This window comes from Tidjanibacter massiliensis (assembly GCF_900104605.1).
GTDB lineage: Bacteria > Bacteroidota > Bacteroidia > Bacteroidales > Rikenellaceae > Tidjanibacter > Tidjanibacter inops.
The window spans coordinates 1-17753 of record NZ_LT629959.1 but is presented as its reverse complement, the minus strand read 5'-3'; the positions used below and the strand labels follow the sequence as shown (position 1 = coordinate 17753).

15 protein-coding genes, 1 tRNA gene and 1 riboswitch are annotated in these 17753 nt (G+C 55.9%); of the genes, 11 read left to right on the top strand and 5 right to left on the bottom strand.

Annotated features, from left to right (window positions below; translation table 11 throughout):
* Positions 1 to 5 precede the first annotated feature (5 nt).
* The 9 genes from corA to BQ5361_RS00100 all read left to right on the top strand — a co-directional run bounded on the left by corA (position 6) and on the right by BQ5361_RS00100 (position 9595).
* Positions 6 to 956, top strand: a complete 951-nt coding sequence (corA, locus tag BQ5361_RS00140; protein WP_022064455.1) for a magnesium/cobalt transporter CorA — start codon at positions 6 to 8, stop codon at positions 954 to 956.
* A gap of 117 nt (positions 957 to 1073) precedes the next feature.
* A complete protein-coding gene (locus tag BQ5361_RS00135; RefSeq protein WP_022064456.1) occupies positions 1074 to 1847 on the top strand; it encodes a radical SAM protein in 774 nt (257 codons plus the stop codon).
* A gap of 6 nt (positions 1848 to 1853) precedes the next feature.
* Positions 1854 to 2969 carry a peptide chain release factor 2 gene (prfB, locus tag BQ5361_RS00130; protein ID WP_022064457.1) on the top strand — a complete coding sequence of 372 codons (1116 nt, stop codon included), beginning with the start codon at positions 1854 to 1856 and terminating at the stop codon, positions 2967 to 2969.
* 174 nt (positions 2970 to 3143) lie between these two features.
* Complete coding sequence (locus BQ5361_RS00125) at positions 3144 to 3821, top strand: ABC transporter ATP-binding protein (protein WP_022064458.1); 678 nt, start codon at positions 3144 to 3146, stop codon at positions 3819 to 3821.
* Between the two features lie 3 nt (positions 3822 to 3824).
* The gene (locus BQ5361_RS00120; protein ID WP_035473658.1) at positions 3825 to 5078 is read left to right on the top strand and encodes an ABC transporter permease; all 1254 of its coding nucleotides are present in this window, start codon (positions 3825 to 3827) and stop codon (positions 5076 to 5078) included.
* Between the two features lie 15 nt (positions 5079 to 5093).
* Positions 5094 to 6347, top strand: a complete 1254-nt coding sequence (locus tag BQ5361_RS00115) for an ABC transporter permease (RefSeq protein WP_022064460.1) — start codon at positions 5094 to 5096, stop codon at positions 6345 to 6347.
* An 80-nt stretch (positions 6348 to 6427) separates the two neighbouring features.
* On the top strand, positions 6428 to 7540 hold the full coding sequence (locus tag BQ5361_RS00110; protein ID WP_035473655.1) for an efflux RND transporter periplasmic adaptor subunit: 1113 nt from the start codon (positions 6428 to 6430) through the stop codon (positions 7538 to 7540).
* 28 nt (positions 7541 to 7568) lie between these two features.
* Positions 7569 to 9011 (top strand): TolC family protein, encoded by a 1443-nt coding sequence (locus BQ5361_RS00105; RefSeq protein WP_035473652.1) that lies wholly within the window; start codon positions 7569 to 7571, stop codon positions 9009 to 9011.
* 5 nt (positions 9012 to 9016) lie between these two features.
* Complete coding sequence (locus tag BQ5361_RS00100) at positions 9017 to 9595, top strand: pentapeptide repeat-containing protein (protein WP_035473650.1); 579 nt, start codon at positions 9017 to 9019, stop codon at positions 9593 to 9595.
* Between the two features lie 132 nt (positions 9596 to 9727).
* On the opposite strand, the gene frr is transcribed toward BQ5361_RS00100, so the two are convergent.
* From frr to pyrH, 3 genes are read right to left on the bottom strand one after another with little or no spacing between them, the layout of a single operon-like run.
* A complete protein-coding gene (gene frr, locus BQ5361_RS00095; protein WP_022064464.1) occupies positions 9728 to 10291 on the bottom strand; it encodes a ribosome recycling factor in 564 nt (187 codons plus the stop codon).
* A gap of 46 nt (positions 10292 to 10337) precedes the next feature.
* Positions 10338 to 10853, bottom strand: a complete 516-nt coding sequence (locus tag BQ5361_RS00090) for a TlpA family protein disulfide reductase (protein ID WP_022064465.1) — start codon at positions 10851 to 10853, stop codon at positions 10338 to 10340.
* Positions 10854 to 10903: 50 nt separating this feature from the next.
* The gene (pyrH, locus tag BQ5361_RS00085) at positions 10904 to 11611 is read right to left on the bottom strand and encodes a UMP kinase (protein ID WP_022064466.1); all 708 of its coding nucleotides are present in this window, start codon (positions 11609 to 11611) and stop codon (positions 10904 to 10906) included.
* Positions 11612 to 11711: 100 nt separating this feature from the next.
* Here pyrH and dxs point away from each other — a divergent pair, with 100 nt between their 5' ends.
* Together dxs and BQ5361_RS00075 are read left to right on the top strand one after the other, a co-directional pair.
* Positions 11712 to 13604 (top strand): 1-deoxy-D-xylulose-5-phosphate synthase, encoded by a 1893-nt coding sequence (dxs, locus tag BQ5361_RS00080; protein ID WP_035473648.1) that lies wholly within the window; start codon positions 11712 to 11714, stop codon positions 13602 to 13604.
* Between the two features lie 274 nt (positions 13605 to 13878).
* Positions 13879 to 14082: riboswitch (cobalamin riboswitch) on the top strand.
* A 284-nt stretch (positions 14083 to 14366) separates the two neighbouring features.
* Complete coding sequence (locus BQ5361_RS00075; RefSeq protein WP_052131074.1) at positions 14367 to 16253, top strand: DUF5074 domain-containing protein; 1887 nt, start codon at positions 14367 to 14369, stop codon at positions 16251 to 16253.
* Positions 16254 to 16459: 206 nt separating this feature from the next.
* On the opposite strand, the gene BQ5361_RS00070 is transcribed toward BQ5361_RS00075, so the two are convergent.
* Both BQ5361_RS00070 and BQ5361_RS10765 read right to left on the bottom strand, forming a co-directional pair.
* Positions 16460 to 16541: transfer RNA gene (locus tag BQ5361_RS00070), tRNA-Leu, on the bottom strand.
* A gap of 741 nt (positions 16542 to 17282) precedes the next feature.
* Positions 17283 to 17753 (bottom strand): hypothetical protein (locus BQ5361_RS10765; protein WP_071424838.1); only part of this gene is annotated, 471 nt, incomplete at its 5' end.

Here is a 17753-nt window from a genome sequence, read left to right as displayed (position 1 = left end):
CAGCCATGATAACGATTTACCTGAAGCAATATAACAAGATAGTACGCAATCCCGACCTCAAGATATTCGACGAGCTGGGATACGACGACATCCTGTGGATAGACCTTCTGAACGCCTCCATCAAGGAGCAGAAAGAGGTCGAAAACTTCATGGAGATAAATCTCCAGACACGTCAGCAGGTCGAAGAGATTGAAACCTCGTCCAAATATTCGGAAACGGAGAACGCCATCTTCTCCAACGCGGACTTCTTCGTACACTCCCCCGACGGCATCACGGTGGAGCCCGTCTCCTTCGTGATTAGCGAAGGGGTACTGATAACCGTCCGGCAGTCGGAATTCCGTACCTTCGCCGAAGCGGAAAAGAGGCTCCAGATAAATTCGCGGGGATACACCACGGGGTACCACCTCTTCGTCTCCATCCTCGAAATACGTATCGACGCCGACGCCGACGCCGTGGAGGCCGTTTCCAAGCAAATCGCCACCCTCAGCAAAGAGATAGGCGCCCAGGACCGTGTCAGCCAGAACGAAATACGGCACATCAACACGCTGCAGGAGACGACGATGATGATGCGCGAGGTCATCTTCGACCGGCAGCGACTCCTGTCGGGCATCCTCAAGAGCGAACGTTTCCCGAACGATATCTACCCGCGGCTGCAACTCATGATACGCGACGTGAACTCCATCGTGAGCCACGCCGACTTCAGCTTCGAGCGCCTCGATTTCCTGCGCGAAACGGCCCTCGGCCTCATCAACCTCGAACTGAACAACACGACGAAGATATTCACCATGGCTTCGGTCTTCTTCATGCCGGCCACCCTCATCGCAAGTATCTACGGCATGAATTTCCACATGATGCCGGAACTCGACTGGCGGTACGGCTACCCGGCGGCCATTCTGCTGATGGCTCTGGTCTCGTTCCTGTGTTACCGCTTCTTCAAACACCGGAAATGGCTCTGAGGCTGCCGAAGAGGAACTTTTCCATGCACCGAAAAGACACGGGTGCAGTCCGGCCCCCGATTTGCATACCCTCGAAATAAATTCGTATTTTTGTATCCGACTTAAACGACAGACGACATGCCGACAAAACTATACGACGACATCATATTCGGGCCGGTACGCAGCCGGCGGCTGGGCCTTTCGCTCGGCGTAAACCTGCTCCCGCTCGAATGCAAGCTCTGCTCCTTCAACTGCATCTATTGCGAATGCGGCTGGACGGAAAAGGGACACAAGGCAGCCTTCAACAAACGCGAGGACGTGGCACGTCTGCTCGCCGACAAACTCTTCGAGATGGTGAACGCCGACAACGCACCGGACGTCATCACCTTCGCAGGCAACGGCGAACCCACCATGCACCCCCAATTCGAGGAGATAATAGACGACGTTCTGAAGATAAGGGACAACTACGCTCCCTCGGCCAAAGTTTCGGTTCTGACGAACGGTACGATGCTGAAAAAGGAGAGCGTCCGCCGCGCCCTGTCAAAAGTGGACAACAACATCGTGAAACTCGACTCGGCCTTCGACGAAACGGTACGTCTGATAGACAACCCCCTGGGCGAATACAGCGTGGCGGAGACGGTACGCTACATGAAGATGTTCGAAGGGAGGCTCATCATCCAGACCATGTTCCTGCGCGGCTCGTACGAAGGGCGGCCCGTAGACAATACCACCGAACGCGAAGTGTCGGCCTGGCTGGAACTTGTGAAGGAGATAGGGCCGCGGCAGGTGATGATATACACCATCGACCGCGACACGCCGGACCCCGACCTTGAAAAGGTTTATCTCGATGAGCTCGGCGACATCGCACGCCGCGTCCGGGCGCTCGGCATTGAGTGTTCAGTTGCAGGATAGAGAAGCATGGTAACTACCGAACAGATAAAAGAGCTCACCGGACGGCGCGAGGGACTGCGGCGTCACCTCGCCATCGAAGACAAACTCATCGAACTCGACGAGGAGCAGGCGCGTACGCTTGCCCCCGACTTCTGGGACAGGCCGGAAGAGGCCGAGAAGCAGCTGCGCAAGGTGGCCGGGATAAAGAGCTGGATAGACGACTTCCGGGCGATAGAACGGCTGTGCGACGACCTGGAGCTGATGCCCGACTTCGTCCGCGAAGGCGGGGCATCGGAGGAGGAGCTCGATGCGCTCTATGCGGAGACCCTCGCCAAAATCGAAGCGCTGGAGATGCGCAACATGCTCCGCGGCCCGGAGGACAGGATGGGCGCCATCATGGATATCAACTCGGGGGCCGGCGGCACGGAGAGTCTCGACTGGGCCTCCATGCTGCTGAGAATGTACACCCGCTGGGGCGAACTGAACGGCTACAAGGTACGTATCGCCGACCTGCAACCGGGCGAGGAGGTGGGAATCAAATCGGCTACCATCGAATTCGAGGGAGACTACGCCTACGGTTTCCTCAAAAGCGAGAACGGCGTACACCGGCTCGTCCGCCTCTCGCCATTCAACGCCAACAACAAACGGCAGACGACCTTCGCGTCGGTCTTCGTATCGCCGGCGGTGGACGACACGATAGAAATCAACATCAATCCCGCGGACATCACCTGGGATACCTATCGTAGCAGCGGAGCCGGCGGACAGAACGTCAACAAGGTGGAGACGGGCGTGCGCCTGCGATACAGTTCGAAAGACCCCGACACGGGCGAACCCGTGGAGTTCCTCATCGAAAACACCGAGACGCGTTCACAGCTCATGAACCGCGAGAATGCCATGCGCATCCTCAAATCGAAACTCTACCAGCGCGAACTCGAAAAGCGGCAGGCCATACAGGCACAACTGGAGGGACAGAAGAAGAAAATCGAATGGGGTTCACAGATACGCAGTTACGTATTCGACGACCGCCGTGTCAAGGACCACCGCACCGGCCACCAGACCTCCGATGTGGAGCGTGTCATGGACGGCGAGATAGACGATTTCATCAAGGCTTATCTTATGGAATTCGGAGCGTCCGCCCAATAGATGCTTCCCCGAAAAGATTAAAAACAGAATAAATACCGGTTCGGCAACAATATATTGTTGCCGAATTGTTATATTGCATCTACCTTAGGCGTCAATATTGCTGAAGCCACCGGGAACCGGACGACGCACACCGTCCGGAAATACGGAAATACCCGCGACATAAAGACGTAAGAGATGCTCCTCCTCAAGAACATACACAAAACCTACCACGCAGGCTCCCCCTTGCATGTGCTCAAAGGCATCAACCTCGAAATAGAGAAAGGCGAATTCGTCTCCATCATGGGGGCGTCCGGTTCGGGCAAATCGACTCTGCTGAACATCATGGGCATCCTCGACGACTACGACGAAGGCGAATACTACCTCGACGGCCGGCTCATCCGGGGACTCAACGAAACGCAGGCCGCCGCTGCGCGGAACCGCATGATAGGCTTCATCTTCCAGTCGTTCAATCTCATCAACTACAAGAATGCCATGGAGAACGTGGCGCTGCCCCTCTACTACCAGGGAGTCCCGCGGCGCAAACGCAACGCCGTCGCACTCGAACTGCTCGACAAACTGGGCATCCGGGAGTGGGGCACGCACATGCCCAACGAGATGTCCGGCGGCCAGAAGCAGCGGGTAGCCATCGCACGCGCCCTCATCAACAGGCCGCAGATAATCCTCGCCGACGAACCTACCGGCGCCCTCGACAGCAAGACCTCGCAGGAGGTGATGGACCTGCTGCGGCAGGTGAACGACGAAGGGATGACCATCGTGTGCGTCACCCACGAACGCGACATTGCCCAGCGGACGGACAAAATCATCTATCTCAGGGACGGCATCATCGAATCCATAACCGACACGGGAAGATAAGCCATGCGGGAGATTTTCACCGAGATATGGTCTTCGATGCGCAAAAACAAGCTGCGCACCTTCCTCACGGGATTCTCCGTGGCATGGGGCATCCTCATGCTCATCATCCTGCTCAGCTCCGGCAACGGACTCCAGAACGGCATGACGTCCAACTTCGACTACATGGCCACCAACTCCATCGAGCTCTACAGCAGCCGCACTTCGATGCCCTATGCGGGGTACGCCGAAGGCAGGAGCATCTACCTCTCCGGCAAGGATATCGAGATACTCGAAGAGGAGTTTCCGAATGTGGACAAGGTGACATCGAGCGCCTGGTATTCGGGCGGCACCATGACCCGCGGCAAAAATTATATCAACGTCTCCATGCACGGTGTCCGCCCCGAACATACCGAAGTATTCAAGATTGAGATACTGGAGGGACGCTTCATCAACCGGCAGGACATCGACCGACAGCGAAAGGTATGCGTCATCAGCCAGCCCGTCAGAGAAGTACTTTTCGGCAACGAATCGCCGATAGGGAAAGAGGTGATACAGAACGGCGTGGTATGGACCGTCGCGGGTGTCTACAAGGATTACGCCTACGGCAACCAGAACAGCGTCTTCATTCCCTACACCACAGGCCAGCTCATCTACATGCAGAACGACCCGTGGATAGGCTACATCGTCTTCACGCTCCAGGACATCAATACGGACGAAGAGATGGCCGCATTCGAGGATGACGTGCTGCGCCGCCTCTCGTTCGAGCACAACTACGCCCCGACCGACAAGAACGCCATCTATCTCTACAATAACTTCAACCAATTCAAAGGGATGAACAGAATATTCCGCGGGCTCGACATGTTCATCTGGATTATCGGTCTCGGAACGCTGCTGGCCGGTATCGTGGGCGTCAGCAACATCATGCTCGTCACGGTCAGGGAACGCACCTTCGAGTTCGGTATCCGCAAGGCGCTCGGTGCCCGGCCCGCCTCCATCATCCGGCTCATCCTCATCGAATCGGTGGTGATAACCGCCTTCTTCGGCTACGTCGGACTCGTCCTCGGGGTGGCGGTCATGGAAGTCGTCAACCATGTTCTGGAGGCGACGGCAACGGCGGTACCCGACTCGTTCGCCGTATTCCGCAACCCGACGCTCGACCTGCGGGCAGCCGTCTCGGCGACCGTCGTACTGATAATAGCGGGGCTGGTGGCCGGGTATGTCCCCGCCCGGAAAGCCGCCCGGCTCAAAACAATAGACGCGCTGCGCTACAACAAATAACACACAAGGCAAGCCATGTTCGACCTCGACCGCTGGAAAGAAATCTGGGAAACCATCGCCCGCAACCGCAAAAGGAGCATCATGACGGGACTGGGGGTCTTCTGGGGCATCTTCATGTTCACCGTGATGATGGGATTCGGCATGTGGCTGGGACGCACCGCCCTCTCCTCGCTGGGCAGCTACTCCACCAATACGACCTATTTTTTCACCGACCAGACGAGCATCCCCTATCAGGGTATGCCTTCGGGCCGATGGTGGAACTTCGACATGCACGACCTGGAAGCCATCCGGCAGCAGGTTCCCGACATCAAGTATGCGGCAGCCATGAACTGGGGAGGTTCGCAGAAGGTGTCGCACAACGAACGCAAGGGCGAATACTACCTGATGGGCTATACGCCGGATTTCCAGAAAATCAATCCGCAGCCCCTGAAATTCGGCCGCTTCATCAACCAGCCGGACATGGAGGGCAAGCGCAAGGTGTGTGTCATCGGCGGACAGATATGGAAGGAGCTCTTCCCCGGCGGCGAAAACCCCGTGGGCGAAGTCATCAAGATGAACGACCTCTACCTGACCGTCGTGGGCGTCATGGAGCGGGGCAGCACCTCGATAAACATCGGGAGCAATCCGGAAACCACCATCGCCGTACCCAACTCGCTCGTACAGCAGCTCTGGAACGAAGGTTCTTCGGTGGATATGATAACCATCATGGCGGAAGACGACGTCCGCATCCAGGACATCGAGGAGAAGTGCAAGCGCATCATCGCAGCCAACCACATCATTTCGCCCGACGACAAGAAAGCCATCAGCGGCTTCAACCTCGGCGAACAGTTCGAAAAGGTGAACGGACTACTGAACGGCATCAGCCTGCTGACATGGATAGTGGGTCTGGGTACGCTGCTGGCCGGCATCGTAGGCGTCAGCAACATCATGCTCGTCATCGTACGGGAGCGGACGCAGGAGATAGGCGTCCGCCGGGCGATAGGCGCCCGGCCGTGGTCCATCATATCGCAGATTCTCTCCGAAAGTTTCCTGCTGACCTTCATCGCCGGTATCCTCGGCCTTGCGGCCGGAGTCGGAGCACTGTCGGTATTCGAGAAGCTGATAGCGGCCACGACGGAGCTGGGGAGCGACATGCAGCCGCTGCAGATATCTTTCGGGCTCGGCATCACGGCCACCCTCATCATCATCGCCGGAAGCTTGCTGGCCGGCATCATCCCGGCCAGCCGTGCCATGAAGATAAAGGCGGTGGATGCGATTAGGGAGGAGTAGCGCCGGATGCAGCCGTGCAACTGCCAAACCGGACAGGACGCAACGACAGACTGGGAATGAAAATTTAAAATATAGCAGTTATGAAGAAAGTATTTAGAATCCTGCTCATCGTCCTGCTCGCGGGACTGTTCGTCGGGACGTTCGTCTTCCTGTGGAACAAGACGCGGCCGGTCAAGACCATCTACGGGATAGTGACGCCCGTCCGCGACACCATCTCCCAATTCGTGGTAGCCACCGGACAGGTCGAACCGCGCGACGAAGTACTCATCAAGCCCCAGATTTCGGGCATCATCTCCGCCCTGCACAAGGAGGCAGGCAACATGGTGCGGCAGGGCGACGTAATCGCCACCGTGAAGGTCATTCCGGAGATGAGTTCCCTCAACAACGCCGAATCGGGAGTCAAGCAGGCGGAAATAAATCTGGAACAGACCAGGCGCGAATACGAACGCACCGAAAAACTCTACCGGAAGAACGTCATCACCCTCGACGAGTTCGAGAAGGCGGAGACACAGCTCCGGATTGCGGAAGAGAACCTCCAGAGCGCACGCGACAACCTGGAAATCGTACGCGACGGCATCGTCTCCCGCAACGCCGAAATAAGCAATACCCAGATACGTTCCACGATAGACGGCATGATACTGGACATTCCCGTCAAGGTGGGCAACTCGGTCATCCAGTCCAATACGTTCAACGACGGCACGACAATAGCCGTCGTGGCCGACATGAACGACATGATATTCCGCGGGAAGGTCGACGAGACCGATGTGGGCAAGCTCCACGAAGGGATGCCCGTCACGCTCACCATCGGCGCCGTACAGGACTCGAAACTGAACGCACGGCTGGAATATATCTCCCCGAAGGCGACAACGGACAACAACGTCATCATGTTCGAAGTAAAAGCTGCCGTGGACGTGGACGATAACATCTTCGTCCGTTCGGGTTACAGTGCCAATGCAAGCATCATGATAGAGAACCGCGAGAACGTGCTGGCCGTGCCGGAGAGCGTACTCGAATTCGAGGAGGACAAAACCTACGCCTACGTGCTGACAAGTCCCGAAGGGGCCGAAGAACAGACGTTCGAGAAAAGGGAGGTCACGACGGGACTCTCGGACGGCATGAACATGGAAATCAAGGAGGGACTCTCCGAAACCGACCGGCTGCGGGGCATGGCGATGCCGCGCACCAAGAAATAGCCTACCCGTAACGTAAAACCTCACCGCCATGAAACGCAAAACGATAGTTACCGTCTTCTTCACCCTGACCGCCCTGCTGCTATCCGGCGGAAAAGCCGAAGGACAGCAGCAGGAGACCCTCGCCCGGTCGTCCTCACCGACAGCCCGGTATGCGGCAGAAGAAACCGGCCTCCCGGCAGCCGCCCCGTGGACGCTGCAGGAGTGTATCCGGTATGCTCAGGAAAACAACATAGAGATACAGCGGCAGGAGCTCTCCATCGAAGATGCCGAGCTGGCCCGAAAGCAGACTCGGCTCAACTACATACCGTCGGTAAGCGCATCGGTCGGCTCCGGAACTTCGTTCGGCCGCGTCCTCGACCCGACCACCTATGAATTCCGCGAGAACTCCAGCAATACCGACCTCAGCGCCTCCCTCTCGCTCGGCACGGAAGTGTTTGCGGGAATGCGCAAATATCTCCAGCTCAAGAAATCCGACCTGGCCCTGCAGGATATGCTGCTACAAGTGGACAAGGCCCGCAACGACCTCTCGCTCAATATCACCGCGGCTTACCTCGACGTGCTGTTCGCCGAAGAGAAGGTCACCATCGCCTCACAGCGTACCCGAACGCTCACGCTGCAGGTCGAACAGACGCAAATGCTGGTGGAATCGGGACGCAAAACCATGGGCGACCTGCTGCAATTGCAGGCCGACCTGGCCGATGCACAGTTTCAGGATATCGAAGCGAAAAACAACCGAACCCTCGCTTACTTTACGCTCTGCCAATTGCTGGAGATAGACGACTACGAGACGTTTCGCATCCTCATCCCGGAATCGATGCCCGTCTCCCGCGACGGCGTGGCGGTGGGCCCGGGAGAGATTTACGAAATGGCGCAGGAGCTGCCGCAGGTCAAATCGGCCGGACTGGCCATGGATATGGCAGACCGTGATATCAGCATCGCCAAATCAGGCCTCTACCCCACCCTGAGTCTCTCGGCAGGCTACGGTTCCTCCTTCTCCAACGGCCGGCAGAAACCCGACATCAACAACCCCGCCACCTACATCCAGTATCCGTTCAAGGACCAGATACGCGACAACGCGAGCTATCATATATCACTCAGTCTCAGCATTCCCATCTTCAACTCCCTCTCGGCCCGCAACAACGTCAAGAGTTATCGCATCGCCCGCCACAGGGCCGAATACGATTATATGATAATGCAGAAGAACCTTAACAAAGAGATAAGGCAGGCCTATATCGACGCAGTAGGAGCTTACGAACAGTACGAAGCGGCGGCTAAAAACGTCACCACGACAGAGGAGGCGTTTCGCATGCTGGAGGAAAAATACAACCTCGGCGCGGCTTCGCCGGTGGATTACAGCATTGCGCTCTACAATCTCGTGAACGCCCGCTCGCAGCTTGCCCAGGCCAAATACAGCTACCTCTTCAAGACCAAAATCCTCGACTTCTACCGGGGCATCCCCATCATGCTCTGAGATTTATGGAAGCCGATATCATAACTGGACGAACATTCGGAAAAAACGAGGCGGACACCCTTTTTCAGGAAGGTACCGTATTCGACAAATGCATATTCAGAGGCGGCACTTTCACGACACTGCTCCTGCATGGCATTATCCTGCTCGACTGTCGTTTCACCGGCTGCGATTTTAGCCTCTCCGCATTCGCGAATACGGTAATGGACGGGGTGACGTTCTCCGGATGCAAGATGTCCGGAACATCATTCGGAGAGAGAAACAGCTCACACAGACTGTCGGCATCCTTCACGGAGTGTATCTTCGACGATGCGGTATTTCTGCACATCACCGCCGACTCCGTTTTCCGGCAATGCCGGATGCACGCTACCGTATTCGAATCGTGCATCTTGAAAGGCGTTCTCTTCGACGCTTGCGACATGCAGGGCTCCTCCTTTACCGACAACGACCTGAGAAGTGCGGATTTCCTGACTTCTTCCGGTTTTACTATCGACCCGGAAACCAACCGGCTCAACGGTGCGCGTTTCTCTCAGGCCTCCCTGCCGGGCCTGCTTGCCAAATACCGGATAAAGATAGAAAATCCATAACCCGGCCTGTTCCAACGACAGACCAGGAAATTCGGACACGCAACCATCTTTTGCCCACCCCAAAATGGCAGGCTGCCGGGACGGAATCCGTCCCGGCAGCCTGCCATCGCTTTACGGAGCTGCCGACCGCAGCTATACGGTCATTATCTCTTTCTCCTTCTCGGCCAACGCCTCCTCTATCTGCTTGCTGAACCGGTCGGTCAGCTTCTGGGCTTCCGCCTCACCGTCCTTCGCCATATCTTCGGGCATACCGTTCTTCTGGGCTGCCTTGAAAGCCTCGACCGCTTCGCGGCGGGCATTGCGGACACTCACACGCGCCGTCTCCCCTTCGCCTTTCACCTGTTTCACGAGCTCCCTGCGGCGCTCTTCGGTCAGCGCAGGAATCGAAAGCCGGATATGCTCACCATTATTGGAAGGCGTCAATCCGATGTTCGACACGAGTATCGCCTTCTCTATTACGGGTATCATCCCTTTCTCCCACGGCTGGATGAGTATCGTTTTGGCATCAGGCACGGTAACACTCGCCACCTGCGAAACGGGCGTCTGCGAACCGTAGTAATCCACCATGATTCCTTTCAATACATTGGGGCTGGCCTTTCCCGCCCTTATTCCGAGCAGCGCCTCGACAAGATGCTCAAGCGCCTTGTTCATCTTCTCCTCGGCAATGTCCAATATCAGGGTTGCTTCTTCAGTCATAAACGTTAAGGTTTTATGTAGCTTGAATCAAAAATTGTCCCGTTTTCTATTTCAACAGGGCCTCGATGCCCCTGACCATTTCGTCGAATTCGTCGGGCGTATAACCGACCGTCTGGAAAGCTATCTTCCCGTCCTTGCCGATGATGAAGTTGCGCGGCACGTATTTCTCCGCAAACATCCCATAAAGTTTCTTGTCCCCGTCGAAAGCTACCGGAAATTCGTACCCGTTCTTCCGCATGAACTCCCTGACGGCCTCCTCGCCGTCATCTATCGATACCGGCAGAAGTACGAAATCCTTCCCCTCGAAACGGTCCACGATATCCTTTTGCAGCCGTGTGAACTCCTTGCGGCACGGGGGACACCACGTAGCCCAGAAATTCACCAGCACCACCTTTCCCTCCAACTCGGCAGAAGTCAGCGTCGTACCGTCCAGCATCCGTACGGAAAATTCGGGCACATCCATCCCCTTCTTCAACAGGGTGGTCCGCTCCACGTCGCCCTGCGCGGACGCGATACCGCAACAGAACAACACTGCAAAAAGCATTGACAATATTCTCTTCATAAACAATCGTATTTTTGTAAAGTGATATCCTTCCTCTCGGCCGGGCAGGGCTATTCCCTCACCAACGTCCCTATCGCTTCGCCCCGGACTACCCTGCGCAGGTTTCCGGGCGTATCCATGTCGAAGACGACTATCGGCAGGCCGTTCTCCCGGCAGAGCGTGAAAGCCGTCAGGTCCATAATCCGAAGCCCGCGGGCATACACCTCCCCGAAAGTTATCTCGCCGAATTTCCGTGCCTCCGGATGCTTCTCCGGGTCGGCATCGTAAATGCCGTCCACCCGCGTCCCTTTCAGCAGCACGTCGGCCTCTATCTCTATGCCGCGGAGCGCTGCGGCACTGTCGGTCGTAAAATAGGGATTGGATGTTCCGCCGCCGATTATCACGACGTATCCCCTGCTCAGGTAATCCACCGCCTTGTCCTTGGAGTAATACTCCCCGACCGGCTCCATGCATATGGAAGTCAGCACCTTCGCCTGCATCCCCTCCGCCCGCAGCGCGGATTCCAGAGCCAGCGAGTTGATGACCGTCGCGAGCATTCCCATCTGGTCGCCCTTCACACGGTCGAATCCCCTCTCCGCACCCTGCATGCCGCGGAATATGTTTCCTCCTCCAATAACTATGCCGACCTCCACGCCGGCCCCGGCGATTTCCCGTATCTGCGACGCATACGAACCGAGTACCCCGGCCGAAAGTCCGTACTCTCCATCGCCGGCCAGCGACTCGCCGCTCAGTTTCAGCAATATTCTCTTATATTTCATCTTACAGCCTACCTCGGATGTTATACGACACGAAGATACGATTTTTTTCAGAAATAGTTATAATTGGGTATCTTTGTACCCCGATACGTACACTCCTCTCATGGTAAAGACGGGCTATAAATACCTCGACGACATAAATTCTCCGAAAGACCTGCGCAGACTCTCCGTCCCCGAACTGGAAACGCTCGCTGCAGAACTCAGAGACTTCATGGTATCGGAACTCTGCGTGAATCCGGGACACCTCGCATCGAGTCTCGGAGCCGTGGAACTCGCCATAGCGCTCCATTACGTCTATGACACGCCGGACGACAAGGTGGTCTGGGACGTCGGCCATCAGGCCTATGCCCACAAGATACTCACCGGCCGTCGGGAACAGTTCCACACGAACCGGAAGTTGGGCGGCATCAGCGGATTTCCGCGCATGGAGGAGAGCCCCTACGACGCTTTCGGGGCAGGCCACGCTTCCGTCTCCATCTCGGCCGCACTGGGCATGGCCCAGGCCAACAAACTGCAGGGCATCCACCGCAACGTCATCGCCGTAATAGGCGACGGCGCCATGACGGGCGGCCTTGCCTACGAGGGGCTGAACAACGCCGGAGCATCCAATGCGGACATGCTGGTCATTCTGAACGACAACAACATGTCCATCAGTCCCAACGTCGGAGCGCTGAAGGAGTATCTGCTCGGCATCACCACGTCAAAACACTACAACCGGCTGAAAAACCGGGTATGGAACGCCATGTCGGGAGTCCCCCGGATGCGGCGCGCGATACAGAATTTCGGCAACGTCGTCAAACAGAGCATTCTCAAGCAGAGCAACCTGTTCGAGAGCCTCAACTTCCGCTATTTCGGCCCCGTGGACGGCCACGACCTGAAGTCGCTGGTACGGGTACTGGGCGACATGCGGAGCATTCCGGGCCCGAAACTGCTCCACGTCGTTACCAAAAAGGGCAAGGGTTACAAACCTGCCGAAAGCAACCCGCCGATATGGCACGCCCCCGGCAGGTTCAATCCCGTCACCGGCGAACTGCTCGTCAATCCGGGCGACAACCAGCCCGACCGCTACCAGGACGTATTCGGTTATACGCTCCTCGAACTCGCCCGCCTCGACGAACGCGTCGTAGGCGTCACACCGGCCATGCTCACGGGCAGCTCCATGGATATCCTGCAACGGGAGATGCCCCACCGATGCTTCGACGTCGGCATCGCCGAAGGCCATGCGGTCACTTTCTCGGCAGGACTGGCGGCCGGCGGCCTGATACCTTTCTGCAATATCTACTCGTCGTTCATGCAGCGGGCCTACGACCACATGATTCACGACGTGGCCATCCAGCGGCTTCCGGTCATATTCTGCCTCGACCGTGCGGGCCTTGTCGGCGAAGACGGAGTGACGCACCACGGTGTGTTCGACCTCGCCTTCATGCGCTCCGTGCCCAACATGACGATAGCCGCACCGGCCAACGAGGCGGAACTCAAGGAGATGATGTACACGGCGCTCCTGTCGGGCGTACCGTTCGCCATCCGTTATCCGCGCGGCCGGGGGATAGGAGCCGACTGGAGCGGCGGATTCCGACGGATGGAGATAGGCCGCGGGATAACCCTGCGCGGCGGGAAGGATGTCGCCGTTCTGGCGATAGGTACCGTAACCAACGATGCCCTGAAGGCCGCAGTACAGGCCGAGGAGGAGGGAATCTCCGCCGAAGTGGTGAGCCTGCGGTTCGCCAAACCGCTCGACACGGCTATTCTGCACGACGTCGGGCGGCGGTTCCGGCGGATAATCACCGTCGAGGACGGTACCGTGGAGGGAGGCGTGGGAAGCGCCGTCGCCGAATTCATCTCCGCCAACGGCTATACCGCAGAGGTCGTGCGGCTCGGCATCCCCGATACTTTCATCCACCACGGCACGATAGCCGAACTGAAACGGATTTGCGGCTACGACACGGAAGGTATCCTGACAGCTATCCGGAAAGCCGCCGGCAGGGAAAAAGCCTGAACCGTCCCGACGACTTTCCCGGCAGTCCGGCCCCCGACCATCCGCAGTACGGACAAAGAGAAAGTCCGTTCCCGATGCTGCGCCGGAGTCCGACGACAAGCAGGAGAAGCTTCGCCCGTCCGTTCGAATACAGACACGACAACGGTTCCGCACCATCCTCCCCTGCCGCCCCCTACGATTGCGGTCGGCCATCGTTTCATGAATCCTCCTTTCCCTTTCGAAAAGGGCTTATATGATTTTTATCGCTTCATATCTCAACTCGCAAAAAAGATTGCTACCTTTGCGCAGTTATGGTTCCGGTTCGGGCTTCCGCACCGGATGAAAAGGGAATCCGGTGAGAATCCGGAACAGTACTCGCTGCTGTATGTCCCCTCCTTCGGGAGAAGTCGTTTACCGCACTCTTTGCCACTGGTTTCGATACCGGGAAGGCGCGGTGAACGGGACGAGTCAGAAGACCTGCCTTAACGACATGGATTTGCACCCGCGGGTTTCGGGTAGGAATCGAATGGCTTGGTCGGCCCTCTGGCACACTTTTCCGATTTGATTTTCATCCCCTTCCGCCATGCAGTCACCTGCGTAATCCGAATGGCGAGGAAATCTTACATACCCTGTCGACGTTCGTTCCGGGAAAGGGTCTCCGTTCCTGCGTCCTTCTCCTTTTCCGGCTTCGGTTCGTTGTACACCTGCCGTAAACCAGCATCCGCCTATCGGCCTTTTTTCGTCTTTGAAACTCATTCAATCTTTCAATTAAACATAAACGACATGAAAAAACTGTTTACCTGTCTGGCGGTTGTCCTGTTCGGCGCCGCAATGTGGAGCTGTTCCCCATACGACGACGAGGAGCTGCGGGAAGCGGTCGATGACCTGAACGACCGCGTGGAAGCCATGGAAGAGGCGGTCAGGAATGCCAATTCGGGCATCGAAACCCTTCGGAAACTGGTGGAGGCACTGCAAAAGAATATGACAGTCACTTCGGTAATCGAGACCGAAAACGGTTATACCATCAACTTTTCCGACGGCACGACGGCAACGATTACCAACGGAACCAATGCTCCGTCCATATCGGTCGTAAAAGACGAAGACGGGCTGTACTACTGGGCGCTCGACGGCCGAATCATCGAAATCGACGGGCGGAAAATAAAGGCCGAAGGTTCCGACGGCATCACCCCGCAGCTACGCATCAATTCCGATACGAAAGAGTGGGAGATGTCGCTCGACGGCACGACCTGGACGCCGATGGGCATCACAGCCGAAGGGCAGGACGGCGACTCGTTGTTCTCGAAGGTGGAGGACGGCGATACGGAAGTGGTTTTCACGCTCTCTGACGGGAAGACGACCATTGTCATACCGAAAACTTCGACGGCTGGGTTCGCATTCGTCTTTCCCGAGACCCTGCCCAGGGGCGGCACCAATGTGGACAATTACTACCTATTCGCATTCGGTGAAGAGCGCGAACTTCCGTTTACGGGCGATGTAGCGACGGTCGACCTGATGCACGTCCCGCAGGGATGGTCGGCCAAACTCGACCCGCATGCCAAAACGGTAACGGTAACGGCCCCGGCGGCCGGCAGCTCCTACTATACGGAAGGCATCCTTTCACTCATCGCCATCGACCGTGCAGAGCGGACGACGCTGGCATCGGCACGTATCGCGGCAGTGGATTACTCCGACCCGGAGGGAACATTCGTTCTCAACGAAGGCAATCCGTCGTCGGACAACGGGTCGGTCATTTACATCACATCCGACGGACGCCTCATCAACTACGCCTACTGGCGCATGAACGGTACCGAGCTCGGCAACGCGACTCAGGACCTGTTCATAGCGGACGACAAACTGTATATCGTATCGCAGAACGGAGGTAACGACGGTATGCTGGTCGAAGCCGATGCCAGAACGCTCAAACGCACGGACAATTTCAGCAAGGACGATTGCTCGTCGCTCTCGTGGCCTTCCCATGTGGCTGTGGTCGGTCGCACGGCCTACATCCGCGACAATGCCGGCGTATGGACCCTCGACCTCGATTCGAGGAGCCTCAAACAGATAGAGGGTACGGCCGGCGCCCTGAAAAACCGGATGGCGGTCGTCGGAGACAAGGTGTTCGTTCCGGCGAACAGCAAGGTACTGATACTCGAAAACGGCAACATCGCCGAAACGATAGCAATGGAGGGTACGGTGACCGGCGTCATCAAGTCCGACGAAGAGGGCTACGTATGGGTTTCCTGTTCGACCAGTCCGGCCCAAATCATCAAATTGTCAGCCACCGACTACACGATGGAGAAACACACCCTGACCGAAGGCAGCGTCTCGGCAGGCTGGGGTGCGACACCGGCTATTTCCGCCAAAGGCGACAAAATCTATTTCTGCAACAATACCTCGACAATCTACCGCCACACGTTCTCCACGAATACGACCGAAACGCTGGGCGATGTGAAGCCGAACGTCGTGAACTGGGGTATAATTTACAACATGCCGGCCGTACACCCCGTCACGGGCGAGTACTACTACAATACAATTCTGGGCTACGGCTGGAGTTTCCTCACGAACGATATCTCGGTATACGACCTCAATTCGGATACGCCCGCAATGGTTGCAGACTACCGGAACTACACGCACTTCCCCGCCGGAATCTATTTCACGGCCGGATTCTAATCCAGTAATATCGTCGGGAAACTCCGGCTCCTCGCCATATTTGTCCGCGGGGAACCGGAGTTTCCGTTTTAGCGACATTGTACAATCCGGCACCCACAGAGATTGCCAAACGGTCGAGGCAATGGTACCGCAAAGAAAAACCGTTCTACATCTCCTCTTAAACGATACGACCCAACTGAATATCAGCTGGGTTGTATCATCAAGCGTACCCGGAGCCGGGGTCGAACCGGCACGGATTGCTCCACTGGTGTTTGAGACCAGCGCGTCTACCGATTCCGCCATCCGGGCGTCGTTAGGGTGTGCAAATATAAAGATTAATTGATTATCCGCAAAATCCGAAGGTACCGGTATATTCCGATACATCTTGTACACAGATATCCGGCACACATTTTCCTTCCGCAGGCAACATGCTCCCGCCAACCTGAACAGCAATGGCAGACCGCAGCCTCAACCGTCCCCCCATGACATCCGGGCACGCCCGGTCTGTCAATTCTTCCTAAAAACAGCCGAACGCCGGTTGTTGTTCCTCATTCCAATTCTACATCAAACCACAACTTCCTTGAATTTCAATCCAACCGACCTTATGTTGTTTCTCATTCCAATTCTACATCAAACCACAACGGACTTCCTCATATTGATGAGCTTTCTTTGGTTGTTTCTCATTCCAATTCTACATCAAACCACAACTTGATTGGTCTTTCGGCTGGTAGTTCAGTGTTGTTTCTCATTCCAATTCTACATCAAACCACAACACGGCGGCGTATTCGGCGGTCGTTTCCGGGTTGTTTCTCATTCCAATTGTAAGAAAAAAATCACAGCGCCTGGTAATCAGCTATATACAAAACTATGTAACAAATATGTAGCAAATTTTACCAGCCTAATGCGGAGAGAAAATCAACAAATTCAACTTATGTTAATTTTGTGTTATCCGGTCATTTAAGCCTTAATGACGACTCTAAATACAAAAAATAACAAATAATTAGATATATTCTGTTATTCTCAATCAAAAATATCAATATTGATATACGTTTATACAGAGAGGTATTTATCGGAAAGCCTATCCGCGACATCAGAACACTCCTTGTCCAACCTGAACTCAATTACGAGTATGCTGTCATCATCGTGTTCCGCGTTATAGATATCCAACAATCGGTTCATCTCTTCCATATTGTGTATCTCGGTCCCGATTTTCTCGGAAAGGAATTGAAATACCTCCTCCCAATTCGAATAGTAATACGACTTTTTTTGTGGGATCTCCACCTTAATGCGCGGCAGATATTCACTATTGACATCATTGGTCCCGTAGTAGCCCATTCCGGGTTCTTCCGAGCGGTAGTAAATGAAGATGGAGGGGTATTTGAACTGAATGAATCTTCGTAAGTCGTCAAATTCGCCCCAGGCAGTCATAGTGTCGAAACGGACGACTGTATAGTTGTGGTTGATCGAAAGATTGCCGAACTCGCCTCGGCAGCTTATTTTGTGATAGTCACCACCCAGAAT

Coding starts and splice junctions, on each gene's coding strand:
- BQ5361_RS00090 (WP_022064465.1), bottom strand. CDS start 10,853: ATGAAGAGAATATTGTCAATGCTTTTTGCAGTGTTGTTCTGTTGCGGT.
- pyrH (WP_022064466.1), bottom strand. CDS start 11,611: ATGAAATATAAGAGAATATTGCTGAAACTGAGCGGCGAGTCGCTGGCC.
- BQ5361_RS00105 (WP_035473652.1), top strand. CDS start 7,569: ATGAAACGCAAAACGATAGTTACCGTCTTCTTCACCCTGACCGCCCTG.
- BQ5361_RS00110 (WP_035473655.1), top strand. CDS start 6,428: ATGAAGAAAGTATTTAGAATCCTGCTCATCGTCCTGCTCGCGGGACTG.
- frr (WP_022064464.1), bottom strand. CDS start 10,291: ATGACTGAAGAAGCAACCCTGATATTGGACATTGCCGAGGAGAAGATG.
- corA (WP_022064455.1), top strand. CDS start 6: ATGATAACGATTTACCTGAAGCAATATAACAAGATAGTACGCAATCCC.
- BQ5361_RS00120 (WP_035473658.1), top strand. CDS start 3,825: ATGCGGGAGATTTTCACCGAGATATGGTCTTCGATGCGCAAAAACAAG.
- BQ5361_RS00100 (WP_035473650.1), top strand. CDS start 9,017: ATGGAAGCCGATATCATAACTGGACGAACATTCGGAAAAAACGAGGCG.
- dxs (WP_035473648.1), top strand. CDS start 11,712: ATGGTAAAGACGGGCTATAAATACCTCGACGACATAAATTCTCCGAAA.
- BQ5361_RS00125 (WP_022064458.1), top strand. CDS start 3,144: ATGCTCCTCCTCAAGAACATACACAAAACCTACCACGCAGGCTCCCCC.
- BQ5361_RS00075 (WP_052131074.1), top strand. CDS start 14,367: ATGAAAAAACTGTTTACCTGTCTGGCGGTTGTCCTGTTCGGCGCCGCA.
- BQ5361_RS00115 (WP_022064460.1), top strand. CDS start 5,094: ATGTTCGACCTCGACCGCTGGAAAGAAATCTGGGAAACCATCGCCCGC.
- BQ5361_RS00135 (WP_022064456.1), top strand. CDS start 1,074: ATGCCGACAAAACTATACGACGACATCATATTCGGGCCGGTACGCAGC.
- prfB (WP_022064457.1), top strand. CDS start 1,854: ATGGTAACTACCGAACAGATAAAAGAGCTCACCGGACGGCGCGAGGGA.